This is a genomic window from Agrobacterium sp. GW821-FHT02D03 (assembly GCF_059421725.1).
Genome location: NZ_JBWKVN010000002.1, coordinates 1,766,687 through 1,786,768 on the forward strand (window position 1 = coordinate 1,766,687; position 20,082 = coordinate 1,786,768).

Here is a 20,082-nt window from a genome sequence, read left to right on the forward strand (position 1 = left end):
CATGCCGCAATCCGCCGTCCAGGCTCCGCTGATTGCCCTCGAGGGCGTCGGAAAGTGGTATGGAGCCTACCATGCACTTAGGGATATCAATCTGACGGTTCGCAAAGGCGAGAAGATCGTTCTTTGCGGCCCGTCCGGCTCTGGGAAATCGACACTGATCCGCTGCATCAACCATCTGGAGGAAATCCAGGAGGGGACGATCACCGTCGAAGGCACCAAGCTCACCGATTCCGTCCGCGCCATCGATGCCGTGCGTCGGGAGGTGGGCATGGTGTTTCAGAGCTTCAACCTTTTCCCGCACAAGACCATCATGGAAAACTGTACGCTTGCGCCGATGCGGGTGAAGGGGTTGTCAAAAGCGGATGCTGAGGAAACCGCACGCAAATATCTCGCTCGCGTGCGCATCCTCGATCAGGCCGACAAGTATCCCGCCCAGCTCTCCGGCGGCCAGCAGCAGCGTGCGGCAATCGCGAGGGCGCTGTGCATGGAGCCGAAGGCGATGCTCTTCGACGAGCCGACCTCGGCGCTCGACCCGGAAATGGTCAAGGAAGTGCTGGATACGATGATCGGCCTTGCCCGCGACGGGATGACCATGATCTGCGTGACCCACGAAATGGGCTTTGCCCGTCAGGTGGCGGATCGCGTGGTGTTCATGGCGTCGGGCGAGATCATCGAGGAGGGGCCGCCGGAAGAATTCTTCCGCGATCCCAAACACCAGCGCACGCGCACCTTTCTCGGCGAAATCTTGGCGCACCACTGAAGCAAGCGGCGGGGTGACCCGCCGCGCCTTTCACGCCGCATAAACGGTCCATATCCATGACAGAACGAACCGCCTATCATGTCGGCCTTATTGGCGCCGACATCCAGCTTTCGAAATCGCCGGCGCTCCACATGCGCGAGGGTCGCGCACACGGACTCGACTATTCTTACGAACTCGTGGACATCAATGTCCGCAACGTGCCGGAGACCGCGCTGCCCGACCTTCTCGCGGAATTGGAAGCCCGCGGCTTTGCCGGAACCAATATTACGCATCCATTCAAACAGGCGGTAATCTCCCATCTGGACGAGCTTTCCGAGGACGCCCGCATGCTGGGCGCCGTCAACACGGTCGTCTTCCGAGATGGCAAGCGCATCGGTCACAATACCGACTGGTACGGTTTTTACGAAAGCTTTCAGCGCGGTCTACCCGATGCCTGGCGCGATCGGGCGCTTCTCATTGGTGCAGGTGGCGCCGGTGTCGCGGTTGCCCATGCCGCATTGAAACTCGGCATCGGCAGGCTGGATATTTTCGACCAGGACGCGGACCGTTCGGCACGGCTTGCGCGTGAACTCAACATCCGCTTTGGAGAGGGGCGGGCGACGCCAGCCAAAACGCCCGCAGCCGTGCTCGGCGATGCTGATGGTCTCATCCACGCAACACCCGTTGGCATGCCCGCCCATCCCGGTATTCCCGTTGCTCCAGACCTGATTAGTCCGCGCCACTGGGTTGCCGATATCGTCTACATGCCCCTCATCACCAGGCTGATCGAGACCGCTGCGGCGAAGGGTTGTCAGACATTACCGGGCGGCGGCATGGCGATTTTCCAGGCTGTCGGTGCATTCAGGCTATTCTGCGGACGTGAGCCGGATGCGGAGCGGATGAGCGCACACTTTGCGGAGATGTTTCAAGCGGAGGCGGCCGCATGAGCCTATTTTTCGTTCTGAACGGACCGAACCTCAACCTGCTCGGACAGCGCCAGCCGGAAATCTACGGTCGCGAGACTCTTGCCGATGTCGAAGCAACGTGTCGCGAGGTAGCGATGGCCTCAGGTCATGAGCTCTTCTTCGCCCAAAGCAATCGGGAATACGAGTTGATCGACTGGATCCACGAGGCACGCGGCAAGGCCGCAGGCATCGTCATCAATCCTGGTGCTTTCAGTCACACGTCGATTGCCATCCTTGATGCGTTGAACGCATATGAGGCGCCAGTGGTCGAGGTCCATATTTCCAACATCCACAAGCGGGAGGTCTTTCGCCACCACTCCTATGTATCGATGCGAGCCGACGGCGTTATCGCGGGTCTCGGTATCGACGGCTACTGCGTGGCGCTTCGCCATCTTATCGCTCGTCAGACCCTATAGCGTCGATATGTTCGGGCCGCACCACATAGCGCAGGACCATTACAGCCACGTGGCGGGCCAGCGTTTGTTGCGCTTGCGGCGTGAAAAGGTCTTCGCCGAAGATGGAAGAGAAGGTCGGAGCGTTAGAGACGTTGAAGAAAGAGAGCGCACTGATCTGCCAGTGGAGCTCCAGTGCCTCGATGCCTTCACGAAAGACACCGCTATCCTGACCGCGCTTCAGCACCGCCTCGAGCGCGGCAATGGCGGGACGGTTGAGGCTTCGGATGGACTTCGACATCTGCACATGCCGGCCGTGATGGATATTTTCGATCATGACCATGCGGATGAAGGCCGGACTGCGGCGGTGATGCTCGAAAGTGTAGCGACAGAGTGCGTCGAGCGCAGCCATCGGGTCAAGATGGTCCAGTGCCAGATCGCTTTCGCCACCGCGCACCTTACTGTAGGCTTCTTCCAGAACATGCTGGTACAGGCCTTCCTTGTCGCCAAAATAATAATAGATCATGCGTTTGGACGTTTTCGTCCGTGCCGCGATTTCGTCTATCCGCGCCCCGGAAAGACCGTTCTGGGAAAATTCCTCCATCGCGACCGCCAGGATGTCGCGCCGCACGCCTTCCGGATCGCGCTTTGCCGGACGCGCCTTTTTACCCTCAGTGGTCGTCGCGGTGCTCGTCATGTTTCCCCCGGATGCTTTGCATCCGCGTTTTTCCACGTTCCATATTAACCAACTCGTACATAAACACGAAAGGTAAGGCAATATGGCCCAGTACCAGACAGACAAGCAAAGCGTGATGATGCGCACGTCGATGGCGACAGTGTCGATCAGCGGCGAGTTTCCTGAAAAGCTGGCAGCGATTGCCCGTGCTGGCTTTGACGGCGTCGAGATATTCGAGAACGACTTTCTGACCTACGATGCCTCACCACGCGAGGTGGCAAAGATCGTCCGTGATCATGGTCTGGACATCACGCTTTTCCAGCCGTTTCGAGATTTCGAAGGCATGCCGGAGCCTCACCGCAGCCGCGCCTTCGAGCGGGCGGAACGCAAGTTCGAGATCATGCAGGAACTTGGCACGGATCTCATGCTGATTTGCTCGAACGTATCGCCGATCTCCCTCGGCGGGATAGATCGGGCGGCAGCTGATTTCCACGAGCTCGGGGACATGGCTCTTCGACATGGCATGCGTGTGGGTTATGAAGCACTGGCTTGGGGACGCCACATCAACGACCATCGCGACGCATGGGAAATCGTGCGGCGGACTGATCACCCGAATGTCGGCATCATCCTGGACAGTTTCCATACCTTGTCCCGCAAGATCGATCCCAATTCGATCCGCTCTATTCCCGGCGACAAGATCTTTATCGTGCAGCTTGCCGATGCGCCACTCTTCGACATGGATTTGCTCTACTGGAGCCGCCATTTCCGCAATATGCCTGGAGAGGGCGAACTGCCAGTCGTCGATTTCATGCGCGCTGTGGCGGCTACCGGCTATACCGGCCCGCTCTCCCTTGAAATCTTCAACGACCAGTTCCGTGGCGGATCAGCGCGGGCCTTGGCCGAGGACGGGCATCGTTCCCTCGTAAATCTGATGGACCGGGTCCGCCGCCGCGAGCCCGATATCCGCCTTTCCATGCCGGCGATGCCGGACCGGGTCGAGGCGAAGGGGGTGGAATTCGTCGAGTTCACCTCGGCACCCGAGGAACAACAGACCCTCATCGATCTTCTGCAAACGCTTGGCTTTAGACGCACCGCCCGGCACCGCAACCGCGCTGTCGATCTCTATACCCAGGGCGATATCCGTATCCTGATAAATACGGATGAGACTGGCGATAGCTTTGCCGGCGCTTCCTATGCCGTACATGGCACCAATGCCTATGCATTTGGCCTCAAGGTCGATAATGCCGAGCAAGCGCTCGCCCGCGCGCGCGCACTCGGTGCGCCAGTCTTTTCCGAGCCCCGGAAGCCCGGCGAAGTCGCGGTGCCCGGCATTCAGGGCGTCGGCAACGGTGTCATCTACTTCCTCGACGATAATGCGCCGCTTGGCGGTATCTGGGAGAGCGAATTCGAGGCTTTGGTCGATGAGGGCGGGTCGCCCACAGCGCGTCTTACCCGTATCGACCATCTTGCCCAGACAACCCATTATGACGAGATGCTGACGTGGCTTCTATTCTACACATCGATCTTCTCGACCCGGCGCACACCGATGGTCGATGTCGTCGATCCGGGCGGACTGGTCCGGAGCCAAGCCATCGAAAGCGAGCCGGAACCGCTTTTCCGCCTCACCATGAACGGTGCTGAAAATCGCAAGACCTTTGCCGGCAAATTCCTGGCAGAAGGCTTCGGCACCAGCATCCAGCACATCGCATTTGCGAGCGACGACATCTTTGCGACTGCCGAGGCGCTGAAGGCCACCGGCTTTCAGGCGCTGCCGATCTCGCGAAACTATTACGATGACCTCGAGGCACGCTTCGGTCTTGAACCGGATTTCTCCGATGCACTGCGTGTGGCCAGTATCCTCTACGACCGCGACGAACACGGCGAGTACTTCCAAATTTATAGCCGCACTTTCGGTGAAGGGTTCTTCTTCGAAATCATCGAGCGACGCGGCGCCTATAACGGATATGGTGCCATGAACGCGCCTTTCCGGATCGCCGCCCAGCGTCGGCTGTTGCGACCGGAGGGCCTGCCGAAGTTATAGTCGTTCTGTGTCGGAAACACACAGGCACCAGTTTGTCAGCGGTGGCCCACACGGTGGTGTATGGCACCGGAGGTGGCAGAGAACGGTATCGCGGCATGGAACAGTGCTTGGACGTGGCAGTGCTATCGAGGGTGCTGCGCGGCAAATCCGATGAGGAGCAAATCTCTCGCAAGACCACGCTCCTCATCAAGGCAAGACTTTTCTGTTTGCCTAAGCACGCCAACCTCTACGCGGCAAGGTTTGCGATCCGTTGAGGCCTAGCCCAGGCTTCTCGACGCTGCCTGTCGTGTTTTCCCGTTACGGTGCAGGATGAGGATCACGGTGGTAGTGCCGCAGATCGCCGCGATGGGCAGCAGCGTGTATAGAAGTTGCTGCGGACCCATGCCGCTTGCCAGGAGCCAGCCAGCAACGAGAGGTCCGACGATTGAGCCAAGCCGACCGACCGAAACGGCGAGGCCGACGCCTGTGCCACGTACTTCGGTTGGATAGCATTGTGGGGCAATACCATAGAGCAGCGCCTGTACGCCGATGACCGTCGCGCCGACAAAAGTGCCAGCCGCCAGCGCCGCCGCAACATTGCCCGCGGGCAACATGGCAAGAGATGTGATTGCCAGCATCAGCCCGATAAAGCAGAGCGCTGCGGAAAAGGCAGGCCTGTTGCCGTCCAGCAGCCGCCCGCCAAGAATGGCGCCAGCTGCGCCGCCGATATTGAAAACGATCTGCACGGTCGACGCCGTTTCACGCGCAAAGCCCAGTGACACGAGAATCTGCGGCAGCCAGTTGAGAAGCAGATAGACGACGATGAGGCCGAAGAAGAAGGCGGCCCAGAGCAGCAGCGTCTGTGGCAGTGCACCCGGCGCCATCAGCACGTCGCGGCGACGGGCAGGTGCCCTTGCATCGCGTGTCACGCGGAACGGTCCCATCATGAGTTGGAGCGGCAGGGCCAGCAGCAATGGCAAGATGCCGCCTACCAGGAATATCGAGCCCCAGTCGTCATGCAGGCCAAGCAGGGCGATGAGGCTGGCGAGTGCGCCACCAAGCGGCACGCCGGCATACATGATCGCAACTGCCCTGCCGCGCCGCTCAGGCGCAACGGATTCAGCGGCAATTGCGATGAGATTAGGCAGCGCGCCCCCAAGGCCGACGCCGGTCAGAAACCGCATCGCAACCAAATGCTCGAACGTGTCGGAGAAAGCCGTGCCGATCGAAAACAGGCCGAAGACGATCAGCGAAAGGGCAAGCCCGTTGCGCCGTCCAAAGCGATCAGCGATAACGCCGCCGCACAGCGCGCCGAGCACCAGTCCGAAGGTCGCCGATGAGAGGAAAACGCCCAGCTGTGACGGTGAGAGCCCAAAGGCGGAAACAAGTTTCGGCACAGCAACACCCGCTGCCTGAAGGTCGAAGCCTTCGATAATCGCGGCGAGAAACACAAGCACGAGTGCGCGCGTTCCCGTCCCCGCATGAATATGCGTGGCTTTAGTCATGATATTCTCCTCCCAAAGGCCGCCTCAGCGGCAATCATGCTTTCATTTGGCCTACGTCTGACGGAGCCTCAGCGATGTCTCCCGCAGTCCTCCCGAGCCTATCCTCTGCGAGTAAGGGCTCCCTCTCTTCAACGCCGCCGCTCGAAGGCGATGGCTAAAACTGTAACCGTGCTTTCTGCCCGTTCGGATGACGTCACGCGCCCTTCCAGATGCGCGACAACAATTGGCGCAGCACCTCGCGTTCTCTTGGCGTCAGCGCACTAAATGTACGTTCCTCCTGCGCCATGACACGCGCGCGCCATTCGGCCACGGCCTCAGCACCCGTCTCACTCAAGTGCAGATGCTGAATGCGCTGGTCCTCATCATCGGCGAGACGTTCAATCCATCCCTGAGTGTCGAAGTGCGCGAGGATTGGTGCGAGATTGGCGCGCTGCAGCCGCGCCTGCCGGCCGATCTCAGCTGCGGTGATACCTGGCGTCTCATCGATCAGGCACAGAACCGTGAAAGGTATTGGTTTGATCTCGTCGCCCAGCGCCTCGGCAAAACCCGCCAGATCGAGGATCGAGGCCCGACGCAGATGGTAACCGAGGAGATCGTCCATGACAGGCGCTCTTAACCCTTCAATGTCCCGCATTCTCGCCTTCACGCGTCGCCCTTTTCAAAAATAGTAAAATTGACCCTTGTCAGTTTTGTATCGCTATGTGATATAGCAGTCAATCGCTATTTCACATAGCAATGTTTGAGGTCGGGAGCCTCGGACGCTCTAGGGAGGAGAAACCATGACATCGACATCGAACCTGTTTCGACGCGTGAATCCGATTAGCGGCGAGGTGGCGAGCGAAGCGCCTGCGCAAACGCCTGATGAGGCGATAGCTGCAGTCGATGCGGCCGCTCGCGCCATGCCGGCCTGGGCCGCACAAGGGCCGAATGCGCGCCGCGCCGCGCTTCTGAAAGCGGCTGATGCCGTCAGTTCAAAGGGCGACGCCTTTGTGACTGCGATGATGGCCGAGATCGGTGCGACCGAAGCCTGGGCGCGCTTCAACGTCATGCTTGCAGCGTCGATGCTGCGCGAGGCCGCGTCACTCACCACTCAAGTTGCTGGCGAAGTTATCCCTTCCGACAAGCCGGGCTGTCTTGCCATGGCCATTCGCGAACCAGCGGGCGTCGTGCTTGGCATCGCGCCCTGGAATGCGCCGGTCATCCTAGGTGTGCGGGCGTTGGCCACTCCAGTGGCTTGCGGCAATGCAGTGGTGTTCAAAGCAAGTGAACTGTGCCCTAAAACCCATGGCCTTATCGTCGAGGCCCTGGCGGAGGCCGGATTGCCCGAGGGTCTCGTCCAGCTTGTCACCAATGCGCCGCAGGATGCGGCAGACGTCGTCGGTGCCTTGATCGATCATCCGGCTATCCGACGTGTCAATTTTACCGGCTCTACGGCCGTCGGGCGAATTGTCGCGATGCGTGCGGCACAAAACCTCAAGCCCTGTGTTCTGGAACTTGGCGGCAAAGCGCCGCTTGTAGTGTTGGACGATGCGGATCTCGACGAGACAGTGAAGGCAGCTGCCTTTGGCGCTTTTTTCAACCAGGGCCAGATCTGCATGTCGACGGAACGGATTATCGTCGTCGATGCTGTGGCGGATGCCTTCCTTGAAAAATTTGCCGCCAAAGTGCGGATGCTCACCGCTGGAGATCCGCGCCAGGGTGCGGCACCGCTTGGCGCTGTTGTGGATATCAAAACCGCCGATAAGCTTAAGGGCCTGATCGACGACGCCGTCGCCAAGGGTGCAAAGGTGATTGCGGCGGGCGAGCCGAACGGCGTGCTCGTTCCTGCCCATGTCGTCGCGGATGTCAGCGCTGGAATGCGCCTCTATTCCGAGGAGAGCTTCGGGCCTGTCGTCGCGGTGATCCGGGCGAAGGACGAGGCCGACGCCATCCGCATTGCCAATGACAGCGAATACGGTCTTTCGGCTGCCGTCTTCACAGGAGATGCGGCCCGCGGCCTGAAGGTCGCCCGACAGATTCGCTCTGGGATTTGCCATGTTAATGGCCCCACGGTGCATGACGAAGCGCAGATGCCTTTCGGCGGCGTCGGGGCTTCGGGCTACGGGCGCTTTGGCGGTAAGGCCGGTATTGCGGAATTCACCGAGCTTCGCTGGATCACGGTCGAGACCGAAGCCGGACGCTTCCCGATCTGATCTTACGTCGAGCCTGTGCTCGCCTTCAAATCATTTAAAAGGAAACCAATTTCATGACCGAGAATAGCAGCAAGGCGGACGTCGTCGCCGTCGATATTGCCGAAGGCATCGCCTGGGTCCGTTTCAACCGTCCGGAAAAGCGCAATGCGATGAGCCCCGAGCTGAACCGCCGGATGCTGGACGTGCTGGACGAGCTGGAGTTCCGCGAGGATGTTGGCGTTCTTGTCCTCAGCGGCGAAGGCACGGCCTGGACGGCTGGCATGGATCTCAAGGAATATTTTCGTGAAACCGAGGCCAAGGGTCTGGCTGGCGTGCGAAAGAGCCAGCGCGAGAGCTATGGCTGGTGGCGTCGTCTGCGCTGGTACCAGAAGCCGACCATTGCGATGGTCAATGGATGGTGCTTCGGTGGCGGTTACGGTCCGCTCTTCGCCTGCGATCTGGCCTTTGCAGCGGATGAGGCTAAGTTTGGTCTCTCCGAGATCAACTGGGGCATTCTGCCAGGCGGTGGCGCAACGAAGGTGGCAGTAGAGCTGATGCCCTTCCGTCAGGCCATGTATCACGCCATGCTTGGTGAGCCGATCGACGGTCAAAAGGCCGCTGCCTGGGGCCTCGTCAACGAAAGCCTGCCGCTTGCCTCGCTAAAGGGCCGGGTGACCGAGGTTGCCAAGGTTCTGCTGGCCAAGAACCCCGTAGCCCTTAAGGCGACGAAGGATGCGGTGCGCCGCGTCGGCGTTATGACCTATGACGAGGCTGAGGATTATCTTGTGCGCGCTCAGGAAGCCGCCAATTCCTACGACAGTGAAGGTCGCAAGGAGGGCATTCGCCAGTTTATCGACGAGAAGACCTACAAACCGGGTCTCGGCTCTTACGACAAGAGTAAAATCCACAGCTGATAGAGGTTTTACTGGGAGGAGGACCAACATCATGCATAACTGGCTAGCCCCCGATCCGGTGGGCCTGCATGCGCAGGCGCGCCCGGAAAAACTCGCCCTTGTAGATCTGGCGTCCGGGAGGCGCTGGACCTATCGGGGCCTCGACCGGGCGATCGAGCAGGCAAGAGCGGCAATCGACACGCTCGGCCTTGGGCCGGGTGACAGGCTCGCGTCGATTGCACGCAACTCCGCCGATCTTGTGATTGCGCAGCAGGCCTGTCTGCGGTCCGGCCTTATCTTCACGCCACTGAACTGGCGGCTCGCGGCTGCCGAGATCGATGCTATTCTCATCGACTGTACCCCCGCACTGATCCTCGTCGACGGATCGTCGGCAGGTTTCGCGGTGCCGGACGGCGCAAGACTACTTGATATCGCAGCGTTTATCGCGCGTTGCGAAAGTGCGGCGGCAGGCGAACGAGGCTCTCCGCATGATGCCAACCGGCCTTGCGTCCTTCTCTACACCTCCGGAACGTCCGGCGTGCCGAAGGGCGTCATTCTAACTCCCCAGACACTGTTCTTCACCGGCGTCAATTTCGGCGTGCTGGGGCAGGTGACATCTCAGTCTGTCTTTCTCGCGGAATCGCCGTTCTTCCATGTTATCGGCCTGGTAACCTCAGTCTGGCCGCCATTGGTTCAGGGCGGTACGGTGCTGGTCTCATCCGGCTTCGATCCGGTCGTTACCAATTCCCGGCTTGCGGACCGTGCGCTCGGCATCACCCATTACTTCTGCGTCCCGCAGATGGCGACGGCGTTGAAGGACGCCGATGGTTTCCAGCCGGAGAACTGGTCGCTCGCTGCGCTTTTCACCGGCGGCGCTCCGAACCCGCCTGCCAATATCCGTTGGTGGCTGGAGCGTGGCGTTGCCATGGTGGATGGCTACGGAATGACCGAGGCTGGAACGATCCTTGGCATGCCGCTTGATCCAGCGCTGATCTCCAATCATGCGGGCGCCGTTGGGCAGGCGGGGCCGGCCACGGCCATTCGCATCGTCGATGCCGAGGGCCGGGAGGTGCAGGACGGGACCGCTGGCGAGATCATCGTCAAAGGGCCGCATGTCACGCCCGGCTATTGGAACCGACCGGAAGAGCGCGATACCGCCTTCACGCCGGATGGCTGGCTGCGCACCGGCGACATTGGACTTCGAGATGCGGATGGGTTCGTGACCGTTGTCGATCGCCGAAAGGACATGTTCATTTCGGGCGGTGAGAACGTCTATCCGGTAGAAATCGAAAGCGTCCTTGCCGAACATCCAGCGGTCCTCCAGGTGGCGGTTATTGGTGTGCCGGACCCGCGCTGGGGCGAGGCGGGGCATGCCTTCGTTATCCTGTCACCAGGATGGGAAGACGCGGAGGGAGAACTTCGTGCCCATTGCGAGGCGCGGCTTGCCCGCTTCAAGGTGCCGAAACATTTCCGGATCGTCACGGAACTGCCCCGTACCAGCACCGGCAAAATCCGCAAGAACAAGCTCCGTGAGAGTCTTTCCGCCTGACCGTCCCGTTCCCCCCCATCCAGCAGCGCCGCCAAGCGACGCTAAGCCAGTTAGGAGACAATCATGCGCACGCAAGTCGCTATCGTCGGAGCCGGTCCCGCCGGACTTATCCTTGCTCATCTCCTCCATGCCTCGGGCATCGAGACAGTGGTGATCGAGCGGCAGACACGCGCCTATGTGGAGGGACGGGTGCGGGCAGGGGTGCTGGAACAGGGAACAGTGGACTGCCTGTCCCGCCTTGGGCTGGACCAGCGTTTGCGCGAGGAAGGGCTGCGCCATTCCGGCACGCATCTGTCCGCCGACGGCGATGATTTTCGCATCGATCTCGAACAGGCTTCGGGCGGTGCTTGCGTTACGGTCTATGGCCAGCAGGAGGTGACGCGCGACCTTTTCGAAGCCGCCGAGGCGCGGGGTCTGACGATCCTCTTCGAAGCGAGCGGCGTCGGTCTCCACGATATAGAGACGGAAAAACCCTTCGTTACCTTGCGTACGCTGTCCGGGGAGGTCCGGGTCGACTGCGATTTCGTGGTCGGCTGCGACGGGTTCCATGGCATCAGCCGCCAGGCGATCCCCAGCCATGTTTTGCGCATCTTCGAGCGTGTCTATTCGTTCGGCTGGCTCGGCATTCTCACCGAGCGTCCGCCTGTCAGCGAGGAACTCGTCTATGCCAGTCACGAGCGCGGCTTCGCGCTTGCCTCGATGCGTTCCATGACGCGCAGCCGCTATTATATCCAGTGCGACATGGGCGAGCGGCTGGAAGACTGGCCGGACGAACGTATCTGGGATGAACTGGCCGTGCGGCTTGGACCCAATCTCGGCGCACGGCTCCAGCGCGGGCCTTCCTTCGAAAAAAGCATTGCGCCGCTGCGCAGCTTTGTTGCCGAGCCGATGCGCTATGGCCGACTGTTCCTTGCCGGAGATGCTGCCCATATCGTGCCGCCGACTGGAGCGAAGGGCCTCAATCTCGCAGTGTCTGACGTGACCATGTTGGGTCAAGCGCTGGCGGAATTCTACAGTGAGCGCTCGGGCGCGGGGATCGACACCTATTCGGCGCGAGCGCTGGGGCGCGTCTGGAAGGCTGAGCGCTTTTCCTGGTGGTTCACCACCCTTACGCATCGCTTCCCGGAAACGGGAGCTTTTGAGCGGCGGATGCAGGTGGCTGAACTCAGCTATCTGCGAGGCTCACTGCGGGCGCAGGCGAGTTTTGCCGAAAACTACGTCGGCTTGCCTCTGGGATGACTGACGCTTAGACGAGAAGCCCTTTCAACTCCGCCTGTACTACACCCAGCGCAGGCAGATAGCGCTCGACCAAATCCTGCATGGAAGCTGCGGAGGCGGCGACACCGACATTGAGGGCGGCAATCGTCTTGCCCCGGGCGCTCTTCAGCGGCACGGCCAGCGAGCGCAGCCCGATCTCGACTTCCTGATCGATCATCGCATGACCACGGGCGGCGGTCTCTTCGATTTCAGCCATGAGAGCATCGATATCGGTAAGCGTCATCGTCGTGCGTGCAACGATGTCGGAGCGCTCCAGAAAGGCGCGGCGGTCTTCCAGTGATCGGGAAGCCAGAAGGACCCGCCCCATGGAGGTGCAATAGGCGGGCAGCCGCGACCCTGGCATCAGGGCAATCGACATGACGCGACGCTGGGCGGCACGTGCGACATAAACGATTTCGGTATCATCGAGGATTGAAACGGATGTACTTTGTCCGATGTCTTCCGACAGTTGATCGAGAAAGGGCTGCACAATACGCGGCAGTGGCATTGAAGCAAGACAGCCCGTTCCAAGTCGAAGTACCTTTGGTGTGACGGTGAAGAATTTTCCATCATAGGCGGCGTAGCCGAGCTCGGCCAGCGTCAAAAGACAGCGTCTTGCGGTCGCACGATCCAGTTGGGCGATCTCCGCCGCCTCGGAAATCGACAGTTTCGGCCGTTCGGCGCTGAAGGCTTCGATAATGCTCAGCCCTTTGGCGAGGCCACCCATCATGTCGCGTCCACTCACAGCCATATGTCGCCTCTCTCAATAGTGTGCGATAATCGAACAAATATACTATATCGCACTAATGGGCTTGATGTCGAGCCGAGTTGGGATTTACGTGAACCTTAAACGGCCACACGACAGGTCGCTGGAGGAAAACGGTATGGACAAGAGGATAGACAGCCTGGCGGATGCTGTGGCTGATATCGAAGACGGCGCAACGATAATGATCGGCGGCTTTGGCGGCTCAGGCGCGCCCATCGAACTCATTCACGCGCTTATCGACCGCTTCAAGGAGACGGGTAAGCCCTCAGGGCTCACGGTTATCAACAACAATGCCGGCAATGGTCGTATCGGCATCGCGGCGATGATCGATGCTGGCATGGTCAAGAAGATGATCTGCTCCTTTCCGCGTTCATCCGATCCGCGGGCCTTCACAGATCGCTACCTCGCAGGCGAAATCGAGTTGGAACTGGTGCCGCAGGGTACGCTTGCCGAGCGCATTCGCGCCGGCGGTGCCGGCATTCCCGCCTTCTACACGCCGACCGGTTTCGGTACCGAACTTGCTGACGGCAAGGTGATCGCCGAATTCGACGGTCGCAAATATGTGCAGGAGCGCTGGTTGAAGGCCGATATAGCGCTGGTCAAGGGGCATCTCGGTGACACCCACGGCAATCTCACCTACCGTCTGGCCGGGCGCAATTTCAATCCGCTGATGTGCATGGCGGCCAAAAGGACCGTCGCGCAGGTGTCGAAAATCGTGACGCCAGGAGAGATCGATCCGGAGCAGGTGATCACGCCAGGCATTTTTGTCGATTGGGTCGTGGAAGTGGCTGATCCGCAACAGGAAGAAGCGCTGATCCGAGCAGGAGTGGCATACGCATGAGTGACGCACCCATGATTGATACTCGCGACGACATCAAGCTTTCCAACGCCCAGATTGCCTGGCGGGCCGCTCAGGATATTGCCGACGGCGCCTATGTAAACCTCGGCATCGGCTTCCCGGAAATGGTCGCAAAGTTCCAGCCCAAGGGCCGCGAGGCGATCTTCCATACGGAGAACGGCGTCCTGAATTTCGGTGAAGCGCCGCCCCCTGGTGAAGAGGATTGGGATCTCATCAATGCCGGGAAAAAGGCCATCACGCTGAAGCCCGGTGCGGCCTTCTTCCACCACGCCGACAGCTTCGCCATGGTGCGCGGCGGCCATCTGGATGTGGCGATCCTTGGGGCCTATCAGGTCGCTGAAAATGGTGATCTTGCCAATTGGCGTGTCGGCTCCAAGGGCGTGCCTGCCGTGGGTGGCGCGATGGATCTTGTCCATGGCGCAAAACAGGTGGTGGTCATCACCGAGCATGTCACCAAGGACGGCAAGCCGAAACTGGTCGAGCGTTGCACCTTTCCCCTTACTGGCGTTGGCTGCATCACGCGCGTCTATACCAGCCATGCAGTGATCGACATTGTGAATGGCAAATTCGTCGTACGAGAGAAGCTTGCAGCCATGACTATGGATGAGCTTCAAGCCATGACGGGCGCGAAGCTCCATATCGATGGCCATGTCGACGACCTCGTGGTTCCGGCGCTGTAAGGAGTAAATCAATGACCGAAGCCTTTATCTGCGCTTATATTCGCACGCCCATCGGCCGTTTCGGCGGATCCTTGTCATCTATTCGTGCTGACGATCTCGGCGCAGTGCCTCTGAAGGCGCTGATGGCACTTTATCCGACCGTCGATTTCGACGCCGTCGATGACGTCGTCTATGGCTGCGCCAACCAAGCGGGGGAGGATAATCGCAACGTGGCGCGCATGTCGTTGCTGCTGGCAGGTTTGCCGGTTTCGGTTACGGGTACCACGATCAACCGCCTGTGCGGTTCCGGCATGGATGCCGTCATTACCGCCGCTCGGGCGATCAAGTCGGGCGAAGCGGAATTGATGATCGCGGGCGGCGTGGAATCGATGAGCCGCGCACCCTTTGTTCTGCCAAAGGCAGGGACTGCCTTCTCACGCAATGCCGAAATCTATGACACCACCATCGGCTGGCGTTTCGTCAACCCGATGATGAAGAAGCAATATGGGGTCGACTCGATGCCTGAAACTGGCGATAATGTCTCGATTGACTTCAATATCGCCCGCGAGGATCAGGACGCCTTTGCCGTGGGAAGCCAGGCGAAGGCCGCTGAAGCACAGGCCAATGGCCGCCTTGCTAAAGAAATCACGCCGGTGAGCGTGCCGCAGAAAAAGGGTGAACCGCTAATCGTTGATCGCGACGAGCATCCGCGTGCGACATCGATGGAAGCGCTCGCCAAGTTGAAGTCAGTCAATAAAATCGAAGGTGGCACGGTTACAGCGGGTAATGCGTCCGGCGTCAATGACGGCGCGGCAGCGCTCATCATCGCTTCCGAAGCTGCTGCCAGAAAGCACGGCCTGACCCCCATCGCCCGCATTCTGGGTGGCGCTACGGCAGGCGTTCCCCCGCGCATCATGGGCTTTGGTCCCGCACCGGCAACCAAGAAGCTTCTTGCCCGCCTCGGCCTCGCTCAGGAGCAGATCGACGTCATCGAACTCAACGAAGCGTTCGCCTCCCAAGGCCTAGCGACGCTGCGGGATCTCGGCATTGCCGATGACGACCCGCGCGTTAACATCAATGGTGGAGCCATCGCGCTCGGCCATCCACTCGGCATGTCCGGCGCCCGCATCACCGGCACGGCAGCGCTTGAGCTTTCCTTGTCCGGCGCGCGTTACTCGCTTTCCACTATGTGTATCGGCGTGGGGCAGGGCATCGCGGTCGCGCTGGAGCGGGTGTAGGCTGGGTTCAATCCTGAAGTGCGTGTTGCGGATGATATCAGTGGATTATCAGCCACAAGGAAGATGTAGCGGGACGGTAAATACTTCCATGGTGGGTCGAGAAGCAGCCTTGGCGATCGCTTCAGCATCGACGGCATCATTTTTCTGACGCTTCACTACAGGCTTGATGTGCTCAGGGGCCTTAAGACGCACATCCTGGCCCAGCTTTCTAATCTCGCGACACCAGTGATGGCCCCCGGCGCAGGCCTCCCGTGGGAGGGGGGCCACAGGCCTGCCTTGCGAGGGTAGATGGTCAGGCAGACCTCGCAACGGTCCATATTGCAATATGTCGCGGCTCCACCAACAGAGCATCGATGTGCTCATGAAAAGCCGCTCGATAGGGCCGATTTAGCTGAACCTTGAGCACGTCCGCCCGATCTGTCCATGTTTCATGAAGCTGGAAGACGTTGCTCCGCTCCGGATCGACGTGCAGCGTGTATCGCACAAACGTCTGCTCATGGCGCATTGCGTCTAGTACCGGGTCGAGAAGGGCGAGGAACCGGCCAACTTGCTCAGGTAAAACGTGGAAGGTGATGACGTAGGTTTCAGGCTGTGTGTGCGAGGTCATCTTAGCGCCTCCGGAAACAGGACGGTAATTTTTGTGGCGCCTTGCAAAGTATATCTGCGTGACACTCTTCGGATCGGAATCCGTGAGGGCGCTGATAGTTGATACCTGCGGGGTGCCCGATCAGAGGTCGACTTGATCATGCCAACACCCGGCCGCTAATGTCGTTGGCAAGCCTTGAAGCGTGCGTGACCATAATTCCATGTGCCACCCCTTCGTAAACGACAAGTTCCGCGCCGGGTATCGTGGCAGCGTAAACGCGCCCACTGGACTCCAGCGGCGCGGAAACGTCGCAGTCGCCGTGGATTATCGTGACTGGCAGTTTCAAGTCGTGGGCTTCCGCCGAAAGGTTACTCAGCGCGATCGTCTGTTGGAAAGCGACCAAAGCCCGGCGAGAGCAATCCATAGCCATTGAGCCCATCCAGTCCTTGACGCGTCTATGGGCGCCGGGAGCGAAGGGGTCGATGTTGGCGTCGATCCAGCCCGACAGGTTGGAGGTGAGTTCTCCGCACAGCCTTTCCACCATTTCCGGAGTTACTCCACCGACGCCAATGACTCTAGGCCCGGTTGCACCCACTAGAATGAGCCTTTTGATCCGGTTGCCATTGTACCGCGAAAGGTAGCGTATTGCTTCGCCGCCGGCGCCGGAGTGCGCCACAAGCGTCACGTTCGAAAGGTGGAGAGACCTCATCACCTCAGCGAGATCGTCGGCCAAGTCGTCGTAAGAGTAGGTCGCCCGATCGGTAGAACGACCGTGTCCGTTTCGGTCGTAAGCGATGGTCCTGAGACCTGCGTCATTGAGACGAAGCCTAGTTTCACCCCAAATTCGGCTGTCCATAGCCCATCCAGCCAAGAAGAGCACGGGCGGACCACCACCCCAATCGCTGACGTGAAGAAAATGCCCGTCTCCGCGTGAAACAAATGCCGGCATCATACGAACTCCTTGTCGAGGAACCCGATGACCTCTTCGATTTGACCGTCCTGCGTTGCGCGGATGATGTCGGTCCCCGTGGCGATCAGCCTTCCGTCCTCGCCTGAGAGCGTCCAGGAGAACCGCGCAAATGAGCCATGCCCGTCAGGTTCGCCCCGAAGTGTAAAGGTGTAGCCAGGGAGTTGGGCCCGGACACCTGCGATCATTGCAGAGATGCCCCCCCAACCTTCGCTTGCCATTATCGGGTCGGCGTAGCGAGCTCCCGGTGTCCAGGCGTTGGCCAGTCTCTGGTCGCGTGATGTGGCGTCAGGATCATTCCAGAGCGCAAGATACTCACTGGCCAGCAAGTCGGGATTTATCATTGTCCGCCTCCATATTAGATGACGAACCAAGAATGCCGCAGCCGCTGGACGAAGACGATTACCTCCGAGGTAATGACTTAGACGATCCAGACCGTTAGTCTCCGCCACATGAGCGCAATATCGACGACCCTTGGTGAGGCATTGAGAATGTGGCGGGCAAGACGCCGACTTAGCCAGCTTGATCTCGCGGGCGAAGCGGAGGTCTCTACTCGCCATCTCAGTTTCATTGAAAGCGGCCGTGCGTCTCCTAGCCGCCATGTGCTATTGCGTCTTGCGGAAGCACTTCGCTTACCTCTGAGAGAGCAAAATCAACTACTGCGTACCGCGGGCTTCGCCCCGATCTATGAAGAGCGTGGATTCTCCTCTCCAGACATGGAAAACGCTTTGGTTGCCGTGGAAACAGTGTTGCGAGCGCATGCGCCCTTTCCGGCGCTGGCCGTCGATCGGCACTGGAACTTAGTGCTTGCCAATGATGCCGCGCGGCAGATGCTGATCGGCATCGATGAGAGGCTGCTGAGGCCTCCCGTAAATGTGTTGAGAGCGACGTTCCACCCACAGGGGCTGGCGCCACGCATTTTGAACCTCGCCGAATGGCGTCACCATGTTTTGTCACGACTTCGAAGAGACATCGATCAATCTGCTGACCCGGTACTAGAAGCGCTCCACACCGAACTCTCCGGCTTTCCTTTTCCCGCTAGTCGCCGCCCGCCAAGCTCTACCGAGCGCATTGCCGTGACGCTTTCCATTCGCAGCGAAGCAAATCGTGGCGTGATGTCGTTTCTGTCAACAACGACCGTGTTCGGCACTGCGGTGGACGTTACGCTCGCCGAACTGACGCTGGAATGCTTTTACCCGGCAGACGAGAAGACGCGAAAATCTCTAATGGAGGGAATGACCAATCCATTATGAGCCGTTTGTTCAGCAGTCCGAGCGTTCTTATATCAGCTTCACCGCACGAACATGTTAGTCATCTTGCCATGCAATGGCGGCAATGCGCCAAGCATTCTGAGTCCGCACCAACTGAATGAGCTTTGCGCCGCTTCCATCGTAGGGTTCGCCCGAGAAGATCCCACTCTTTGCGTAGGTCGAATGGCGGCAGGCTATGCCACGCAATACCTGAGTGGTCGCTGAAGTCTCCCACTCATGAAAGTCGATAAGCGAGCCGTCGCTAAGCATCCGCTCGCGCGGTACGATGAACGCATCCACGTTCATCGTTTCCACTTCAGCAGCATTGGCTCGCACGATGACTGCCTCAGGAAGAAACATTTCCCGCAGCCCTCGCACGTTAATGACCCGTCCGCTGCGGTTGTCGAACGCGGCATAAAATCTGCCGACCAATTCGTTGATTGCTGCGTGCAAATCAGGATTGTCACGTTCGGTGGTCATAGAAGCCTCGTTATTCCTATCTATGGAATTTACACCTACCCTAATAAGGCAGCGTGGTTCAACGACAGCGCTATGTTACGTCTACGAGGGACACTGATGAGGGGAGCGCGTGAATGCATTCCGCAGGCGAACGGATAGCTGCCAAAGAACTGTAAATGCTCGCCAACTTCTCTGACGTCAGCTCGGTGCCTCGTCGCAGCTGCCTGATCACTCCGTCGATCGCAGATTGCCTGGAACTCTGGTCATATTCCACCAAGCCGCCTTTGGCCGCCGTTGACGTTCCGATCCGTGCAAGCGTCTCTTCCAATATGTTCGGTATCAACTTAGTTTGACGCGACCAGATAATGTAAGAGCTGATGACGACTGAGGTTCGATGGACGCACTTGCCATGCAAAATGAAGCCCCGAATGTCATTTTGACCGATCGTCTTACGATGCGGTTGCCAGAGGTGTCTGATTTTGCGGACATGGTTCAGCTCTGGAGCGATCCCGATGTCGTCCGCTATATCGGAGGCCGTACTTCCACTGACGATGAGGTTTGGCAGCGCCTTTTACGTTATAGAGGCCTCTGGGCGCTGGTTGGTTATGGCTATTGGACTATTGGTGAGACCAAGACCGGTGATTTCGTAGGGGAGATGGGTTTCGCGGATTGGCACCGCGCCGGCCTTCCTCAACTGAAGGGCGTGCCTGAAGGTGGATGGGTTCTTACCTCTGCAATGCAGGGAAAAGGTTATGCCCGAGAGGCATTGAACGCTGCGCTGCAATGGCTTGATAGATCCATCACACCGCGTACGTCTGCGTGCATCATTGCACCTGAAAACAGGCGATCCCTCCGCCTTGCCGAGCAATGTGGCTATCAGGAGGTAACACGAACCGCCCACCGGCAAACCGATACGCTAGTTATGGTGCGCGATCATTTGCCTAGGGGCCATGATTGCGGCGCTGATTGAATTTTGGTTGAAAATTCGCTCAAAATGGCTCGGCTGGGAAACCTTGAATTTCAGAAATTGCTTGTTGGAAAAGTCTTGAAATCCCATCTGTTTTTCCATCGCGAGCGACATTGGTTGCTACCTTTTTGCATTGGGTTTGGGCTTAGTCAACCGGGCGTGGG

At 59.3% G+C, this 20,082-nt stretch carries 21 protein-coding genes and 1 pseudogene; 13 read left to right on the forward strand and 9 right to left on the reverse strand.

The features are described from left to right. Position 1: 1 nt before the first annotated feature. From AC07U5_RS21370 to aroQ, 3 genes are read left to right on the forward strand one after another with little or no spacing between them, the layout of a single operon-like run. Entirely contained in the window at positions 2-760 is a 759-nt protein-coding gene (locus AC07U5_RS21370) for an amino acid ABC transporter ATP-binding protein (RefSeq protein WP_062424472.1), read from the forward strand. A gap of 56 nt (positions 761-816) precedes the next feature. Then, entirely contained in the window at positions 817-1,686 is an 870-nt protein-coding gene (locus AC07U5_RS21375; protein WP_112956504.1) for a shikimate dehydrogenase, read from the forward strand. Then, entirely contained in the window at positions 1,683-2,120 is a 438-nt protein-coding gene (aroQ, locus tag AC07U5_RS21380) for a type II 3-dehydroquinate dehydratase (RefSeq protein WP_062424474.1), read from the forward strand. The genes AC07U5_RS21375 and aroQ overlap by 4 nt, the downstream gene beginning before the upstream one ends. On the opposite strand, the gene AC07U5_RS21385 is transcribed toward aroQ, so the two are convergent. Then, a complete protein-coding gene (locus AC07U5_RS21385) occupies positions 2,098-2,793 on the reverse strand; it encodes a TetR/AcrR family transcriptional regulator (protein ID WP_062424475.1) in 696 nt (231 codons plus the stop codon). The genes aroQ and AC07U5_RS21385 overlap by 23 nt on opposite strands. Positions 2,794-2,911: 118 nt before the next feature. On the opposite strand from AC07U5_RS21385, the gene AC07U5_RS21390 reads away from it, so the two are divergent. Then, positions 2,912-4,813, forward strand: a complete 1,902-nt coding sequence (locus AC07U5_RS21390) for a bifunctional sugar phosphate isomerase/epimerase/4-hydroxyphenylpyruvate dioxygenase family protein (protein WP_494724297.1) — start codon at positions 2,912-2,914, stop codon at positions 4,811-4,813. 257 nt (positions 4,814-5,070) lie between these two features. Here the strand turns inward: AC07U5_RS21390 and AC07U5_RS21395 are convergent, their stop codons facing one another. Together AC07U5_RS21395 and AC07U5_RS21400 are read right to left on the reverse strand one after the other, a co-directional pair. Then, positions 5,071-6,297, reverse strand: coding sequence for an MFS transporter (locus tag AC07U5_RS21395; RefSeq protein ID WP_494724203.1), 1,227 nt, complete (start codon positions 6,295-6,297; stop codon positions 5,071-5,073). Positions 6,298-6,490: 193 nt separating this feature from the next. After that, complete coding sequence (locus AC07U5_RS21400) at positions 6,491-6,898, reverse strand: MarR family winged helix-turn-helix transcriptional regulator (RefSeq protein WP_062424477.1); 408 nt, start codon at positions 6,896-6,898, stop codon at positions 6,491-6,493. A gap of 178 nt (positions 6,899-7,076) precedes the next feature. Here AC07U5_RS21400 and AC07U5_RS21405 point away from each other — a divergent pair, with 178 nt between their 5' ends. The 4 genes from AC07U5_RS21405 to pobA all read left to right on the forward strand — a co-directional run bounded on the left by AC07U5_RS21405 (position 7,077) and on the right by pobA (position 12,149). Further along, complete coding sequence (locus AC07U5_RS21405; protein ID WP_494724204.1) at positions 7,077-8,489, forward strand: aldehyde dehydrogenase; 1,413 nt, start codon at positions 7,077-7,079, stop codon at positions 8,487-8,489. 53 nt (positions 8,490-8,542) lie between these two features. Continuing rightward, on the forward strand, positions 8,543-9,382 hold the full coding sequence (locus AC07U5_RS21410; protein ID WP_062599739.1) for a p-hydroxycinnamoyl CoA hydratase/lyase: 840 nt from the start codon (positions 8,543-8,545) through the stop codon (positions 9,380-9,382). A 31-nt stretch (positions 9,383-9,413) separates the two neighbouring features. Continuing rightward, positions 9,414-10,910, forward strand: a complete 1,497-nt coding sequence (locus tag AC07U5_RS21415; protein WP_494724205.1) for an AMP-binding protein — start codon at positions 9,414-9,416, stop codon at positions 10,908-10,910. Positions 10,911-10,973: 63 nt separating this feature from the next. Further along, on the forward strand, positions 10,974-12,149 hold the full coding sequence (pobA, locus tag AC07U5_RS21420) for a 4-hydroxybenzoate 3-monooxygenase (RefSeq protein ID WP_494724206.1): 1,176 nt from the start codon (positions 10,974-10,976) through the stop codon (positions 12,147-12,149). Positions 12,150-12,156: 7 nt separating this feature from the next. On the opposite strand, the gene AC07U5_RS21425 is transcribed toward pobA, so the two are convergent. Continuing rightward, entirely contained in the window at positions 12,157-12,918 is a 762-nt protein-coding gene (locus tag AC07U5_RS21425) for an IclR family transcriptional regulator domain-containing protein (RefSeq protein ID WP_494724207.1), read from the reverse strand. Between the two features lie 133 nt (positions 12,919-13,051). Here AC07U5_RS21425 and AC07U5_RS21430 point away from each other — a divergent pair, with 133 nt between their 5' ends. Genes AC07U5_RS21430 through pcaF form a run of 3 tightly spaced genes read left to right on the forward strand, consistent with a single transcriptional unit; the run spans position 13,052 to position 15,689 of the window. Next, on the forward strand, positions 13,052-13,774 hold the full coding sequence (locus AC07U5_RS21430) for a 3-oxoacid CoA-transferase subunit A (RefSeq protein ID WP_494724208.1): 723 nt from the start codon (positions 13,052-13,054) through the stop codon (positions 13,772-13,774). Beyond that, positions 13,771-14,472, forward strand: a complete 702-nt coding sequence (locus AC07U5_RS21435; protein WP_272865800.1) for a 3-oxoacid CoA-transferase subunit B — start codon at positions 13,771-13,773, stop codon at positions 14,470-14,472. Before AC07U5_RS21430 ends, AC07U5_RS21435 begins: the two co-directional genes overlap by 4 nt. Positions 14,473-14,483: 11 nt before the next feature. After that, positions 14,484-15,689, forward strand: a complete 1,206-nt coding sequence (gene pcaF, locus AC07U5_RS21440; protein WP_494724209.1) for a 3-oxoadipyl-CoA thiolase — start codon at positions 14,484-14,486, stop codon at positions 15,687-15,689. Positions 15,690-15,776: 87 nt separating this feature from the next. Here pcaF and AC07U5_RS21445 read toward each other — a convergent pair. From AC07U5_RS21445 to AC07U5_RS21460, 4 genes and pseudogenes are all read right to left on the reverse strand, one after another. Beyond that, positions 15,777-15,941, reverse strand: a pseudogene (locus AC07U5_RS21445) (IS110 family transposase); the annotation flags it as partial. Between the two features lie 40 nt (positions 15,942-15,981). Continuing rightward, a complete protein-coding gene (locus AC07U5_RS21450; RefSeq protein ID WP_494724210.1) occupies positions 15,982-16,296 on the reverse strand; it encodes a putative quinol monooxygenase in 315 nt (104 codons plus the stop codon). A 136-nt stretch (positions 16,297-16,432) separates the two neighbouring features. Further along, entirely contained in the window at positions 16,433-17,227 is a 795-nt protein-coding gene (locus AC07U5_RS21455; RefSeq protein ID WP_494724211.1) for an alpha/beta fold hydrolase, read from the reverse strand. Next, a complete protein-coding gene (locus AC07U5_RS21460) occupies positions 17,224-17,586 on the reverse strand; it encodes a nuclear transport factor 2 family protein (protein WP_494724212.1) in 363 nt (120 codons plus the stop codon). Before AC07U5_RS21460 ends, AC07U5_RS21455 begins: the two co-directional genes overlap by 4 nt. Before the next feature lie 108 nt (positions 17,587-17,694). On the opposite strand from AC07U5_RS21460, the gene AC07U5_RS21465 reads away from it, so the two are divergent. Further along, positions 17,695-18,495, forward strand: coding sequence for a helix-turn-helix domain-containing protein (locus AC07U5_RS21465; RefSeq protein WP_494724213.1), 801 nt, complete (start codon positions 17,695-17,697; stop codon positions 18,493-18,495). Between the two features lie 54 nt (positions 18,496-18,549). Here the strand turns inward: AC07U5_RS21465 and AC07U5_RS21470 are convergent, their stop codons facing one another. Next, entirely contained in the window at positions 18,550-18,972 is a 423-nt protein-coding gene (locus tag AC07U5_RS21470; protein ID WP_062599729.1) for a hypothetical protein, read from the reverse strand. A 373-nt stretch (positions 18,973-19,345) separates the two neighbouring features. Here AC07U5_RS21470 and AC07U5_RS21475 point away from each other — a divergent pair, with 373 nt between their 5' ends. Beyond that, positions 19,346-19,921, forward strand: a complete 576-nt coding sequence (locus AC07U5_RS21475) for a GNAT family N-acetyltransferase (RefSeq protein ID WP_494724214.1) — start codon at positions 19,346-19,348, stop codon at positions 19,919-19,921. Positions 19,922-20,082: the final 161 nt, after the last annotated feature.

What these genes read in the sequence shown, in the direction of transcription:
- AC07U5_RS21370 (WP_062424472.1), top strand. Translation starts at nt 2, where the DNA reads ATGCCGCAATCCGCCGTCCAGGCTCCGCTGATTGCCCTCGAGGGCGTC.
- AC07U5_RS21375 (WP_112956504.1), top strand. Translation starts at nt 817, where the DNA reads ATGACAGAACGAACCGCCTATCATGTCGGCCTTATTGGCGCCGACATC.
- aroQ (WP_062424474.1), top strand. Translation starts at nt 1,683, where the DNA reads ATGAGCCTATTTTTCGTTCTGAACGGACCGAACCTCAACCTGCTCGGA.
- AC07U5_RS21385 (WP_062424475.1), bottom strand. Translation starts at nt 2,793, where the DNA reads ATGACGAGCACCGCGACGACCACTGAGGGTAAAAAGGCGCGTCCGGCA.
- AC07U5_RS21390 (WP_494724297.1), top strand. Translation starts at nt 2,912, where the DNA reads ATGCGCACGTCGATGGCGACAGTGTCGATCAGCGGCGAGTTTCCTGAA.
- AC07U5_RS21395 (WP_494724203.1), bottom strand. Translation starts at nt 6,297, where the DNA reads ATGACTAAAGCCACGCATATTCATGCGGGGACGGGAACGCGCGCACTC.
- AC07U5_RS21400 (WP_062424477.1), bottom strand. Translation starts at nt 6,898, where the DNA reads ATGGACGATCTCCTCGGTTACCATCTGCGTCGGGCCTCGATCCTCGAT.
- AC07U5_RS21405 (WP_494724204.1), top strand. Translation starts at nt 7,077, where the DNA reads ATGACATCGACATCGAACCTGTTTCGACGCGTGAATCCGATTAGCGGC.
- AC07U5_RS21410 (WP_062599739.1), top strand. Translation starts at nt 8,543, where the DNA reads ATGACCGAGAATAGCAGCAAGGCGGACGTCGTCGCCGTCGATATTGCC.
- AC07U5_RS21415 (WP_494724205.1), top strand. Translation starts at nt 9,414, where the DNA reads ATGCATAACTGGCTAGCCCCCGATCCGGTGGGCCTGCATGCGCAGGCG.
- pobA (WP_494724206.1), top strand. Translation starts at nt 10,974, where the DNA reads ATGCGCACGCAAGTCGCTATCGTCGGAGCCGGTCCCGCCGGACTTATC.
- AC07U5_RS21425 (WP_494724207.1), bottom strand. Translation starts at nt 12,918, where the DNA reads ATGGCTGTGAGTGGACGCGACATGATGGGTGGCCTCGCCAAAGGGCTG.
- AC07U5_RS21430 (WP_494724208.1), top strand. Translation starts at nt 13,052, where the DNA reads ATGGACAAGAGGATAGACAGCCTGGCGGATGCTGTGGCTGATATCGAA.
- AC07U5_RS21435 (WP_272865800.1), top strand. Translation starts at nt 13,771, where the DNA reads ATGAGTGACGCACCCATGATTGATACTCGCGACGACATCAAGCTTTCC.
- pcaF (WP_494724209.1), top strand. Translation starts at nt 14,484, where the DNA reads ATGACCGAAGCCTTTATCTGCGCTTATATTCGCACGCCCATCGGCCGT.
- AC07U5_RS21450 (WP_494724210.1), bottom strand. Translation starts at nt 16,296, where the DNA reads ATGACCTCGCACACACAGCCTGAAACCTACGTCATCACCTTCCACGTT.
- AC07U5_RS21455 (WP_494724211.1), bottom strand. Translation starts at nt 17,227, where the DNA reads ATGATGCCGGCATTTGTTTCACGCGGAGACGGGCATTTTCTTCACGTC.
- AC07U5_RS21460 (WP_494724212.1), bottom strand. Translation starts at nt 17,586, where the DNA reads ATGATAAATCCCGACTTGCTGGCCAGTGAGTATCTTGCGCTCTGGAAT.
- AC07U5_RS21465 (WP_494724213.1), top strand. Translation starts at nt 17,695, where the DNA reads ATGAGCGCAATATCGACGACCCTTGGTGAGGCATTGAGAATGTGGCGG.
- AC07U5_RS21470 (WP_062599729.1), bottom strand. Translation starts at nt 18,972, where the DNA reads ATGACCACCGAACGTGACAATCCTGATTTGCACGCAGCAATCAACGAA.
- AC07U5_RS21475 (WP_494724214.1), top strand. Translation starts at nt 19,346, where the DNA reads ATGGACGCACTTGCCATGCAAAATGAAGCCCCGAATGTCATTTTGACC.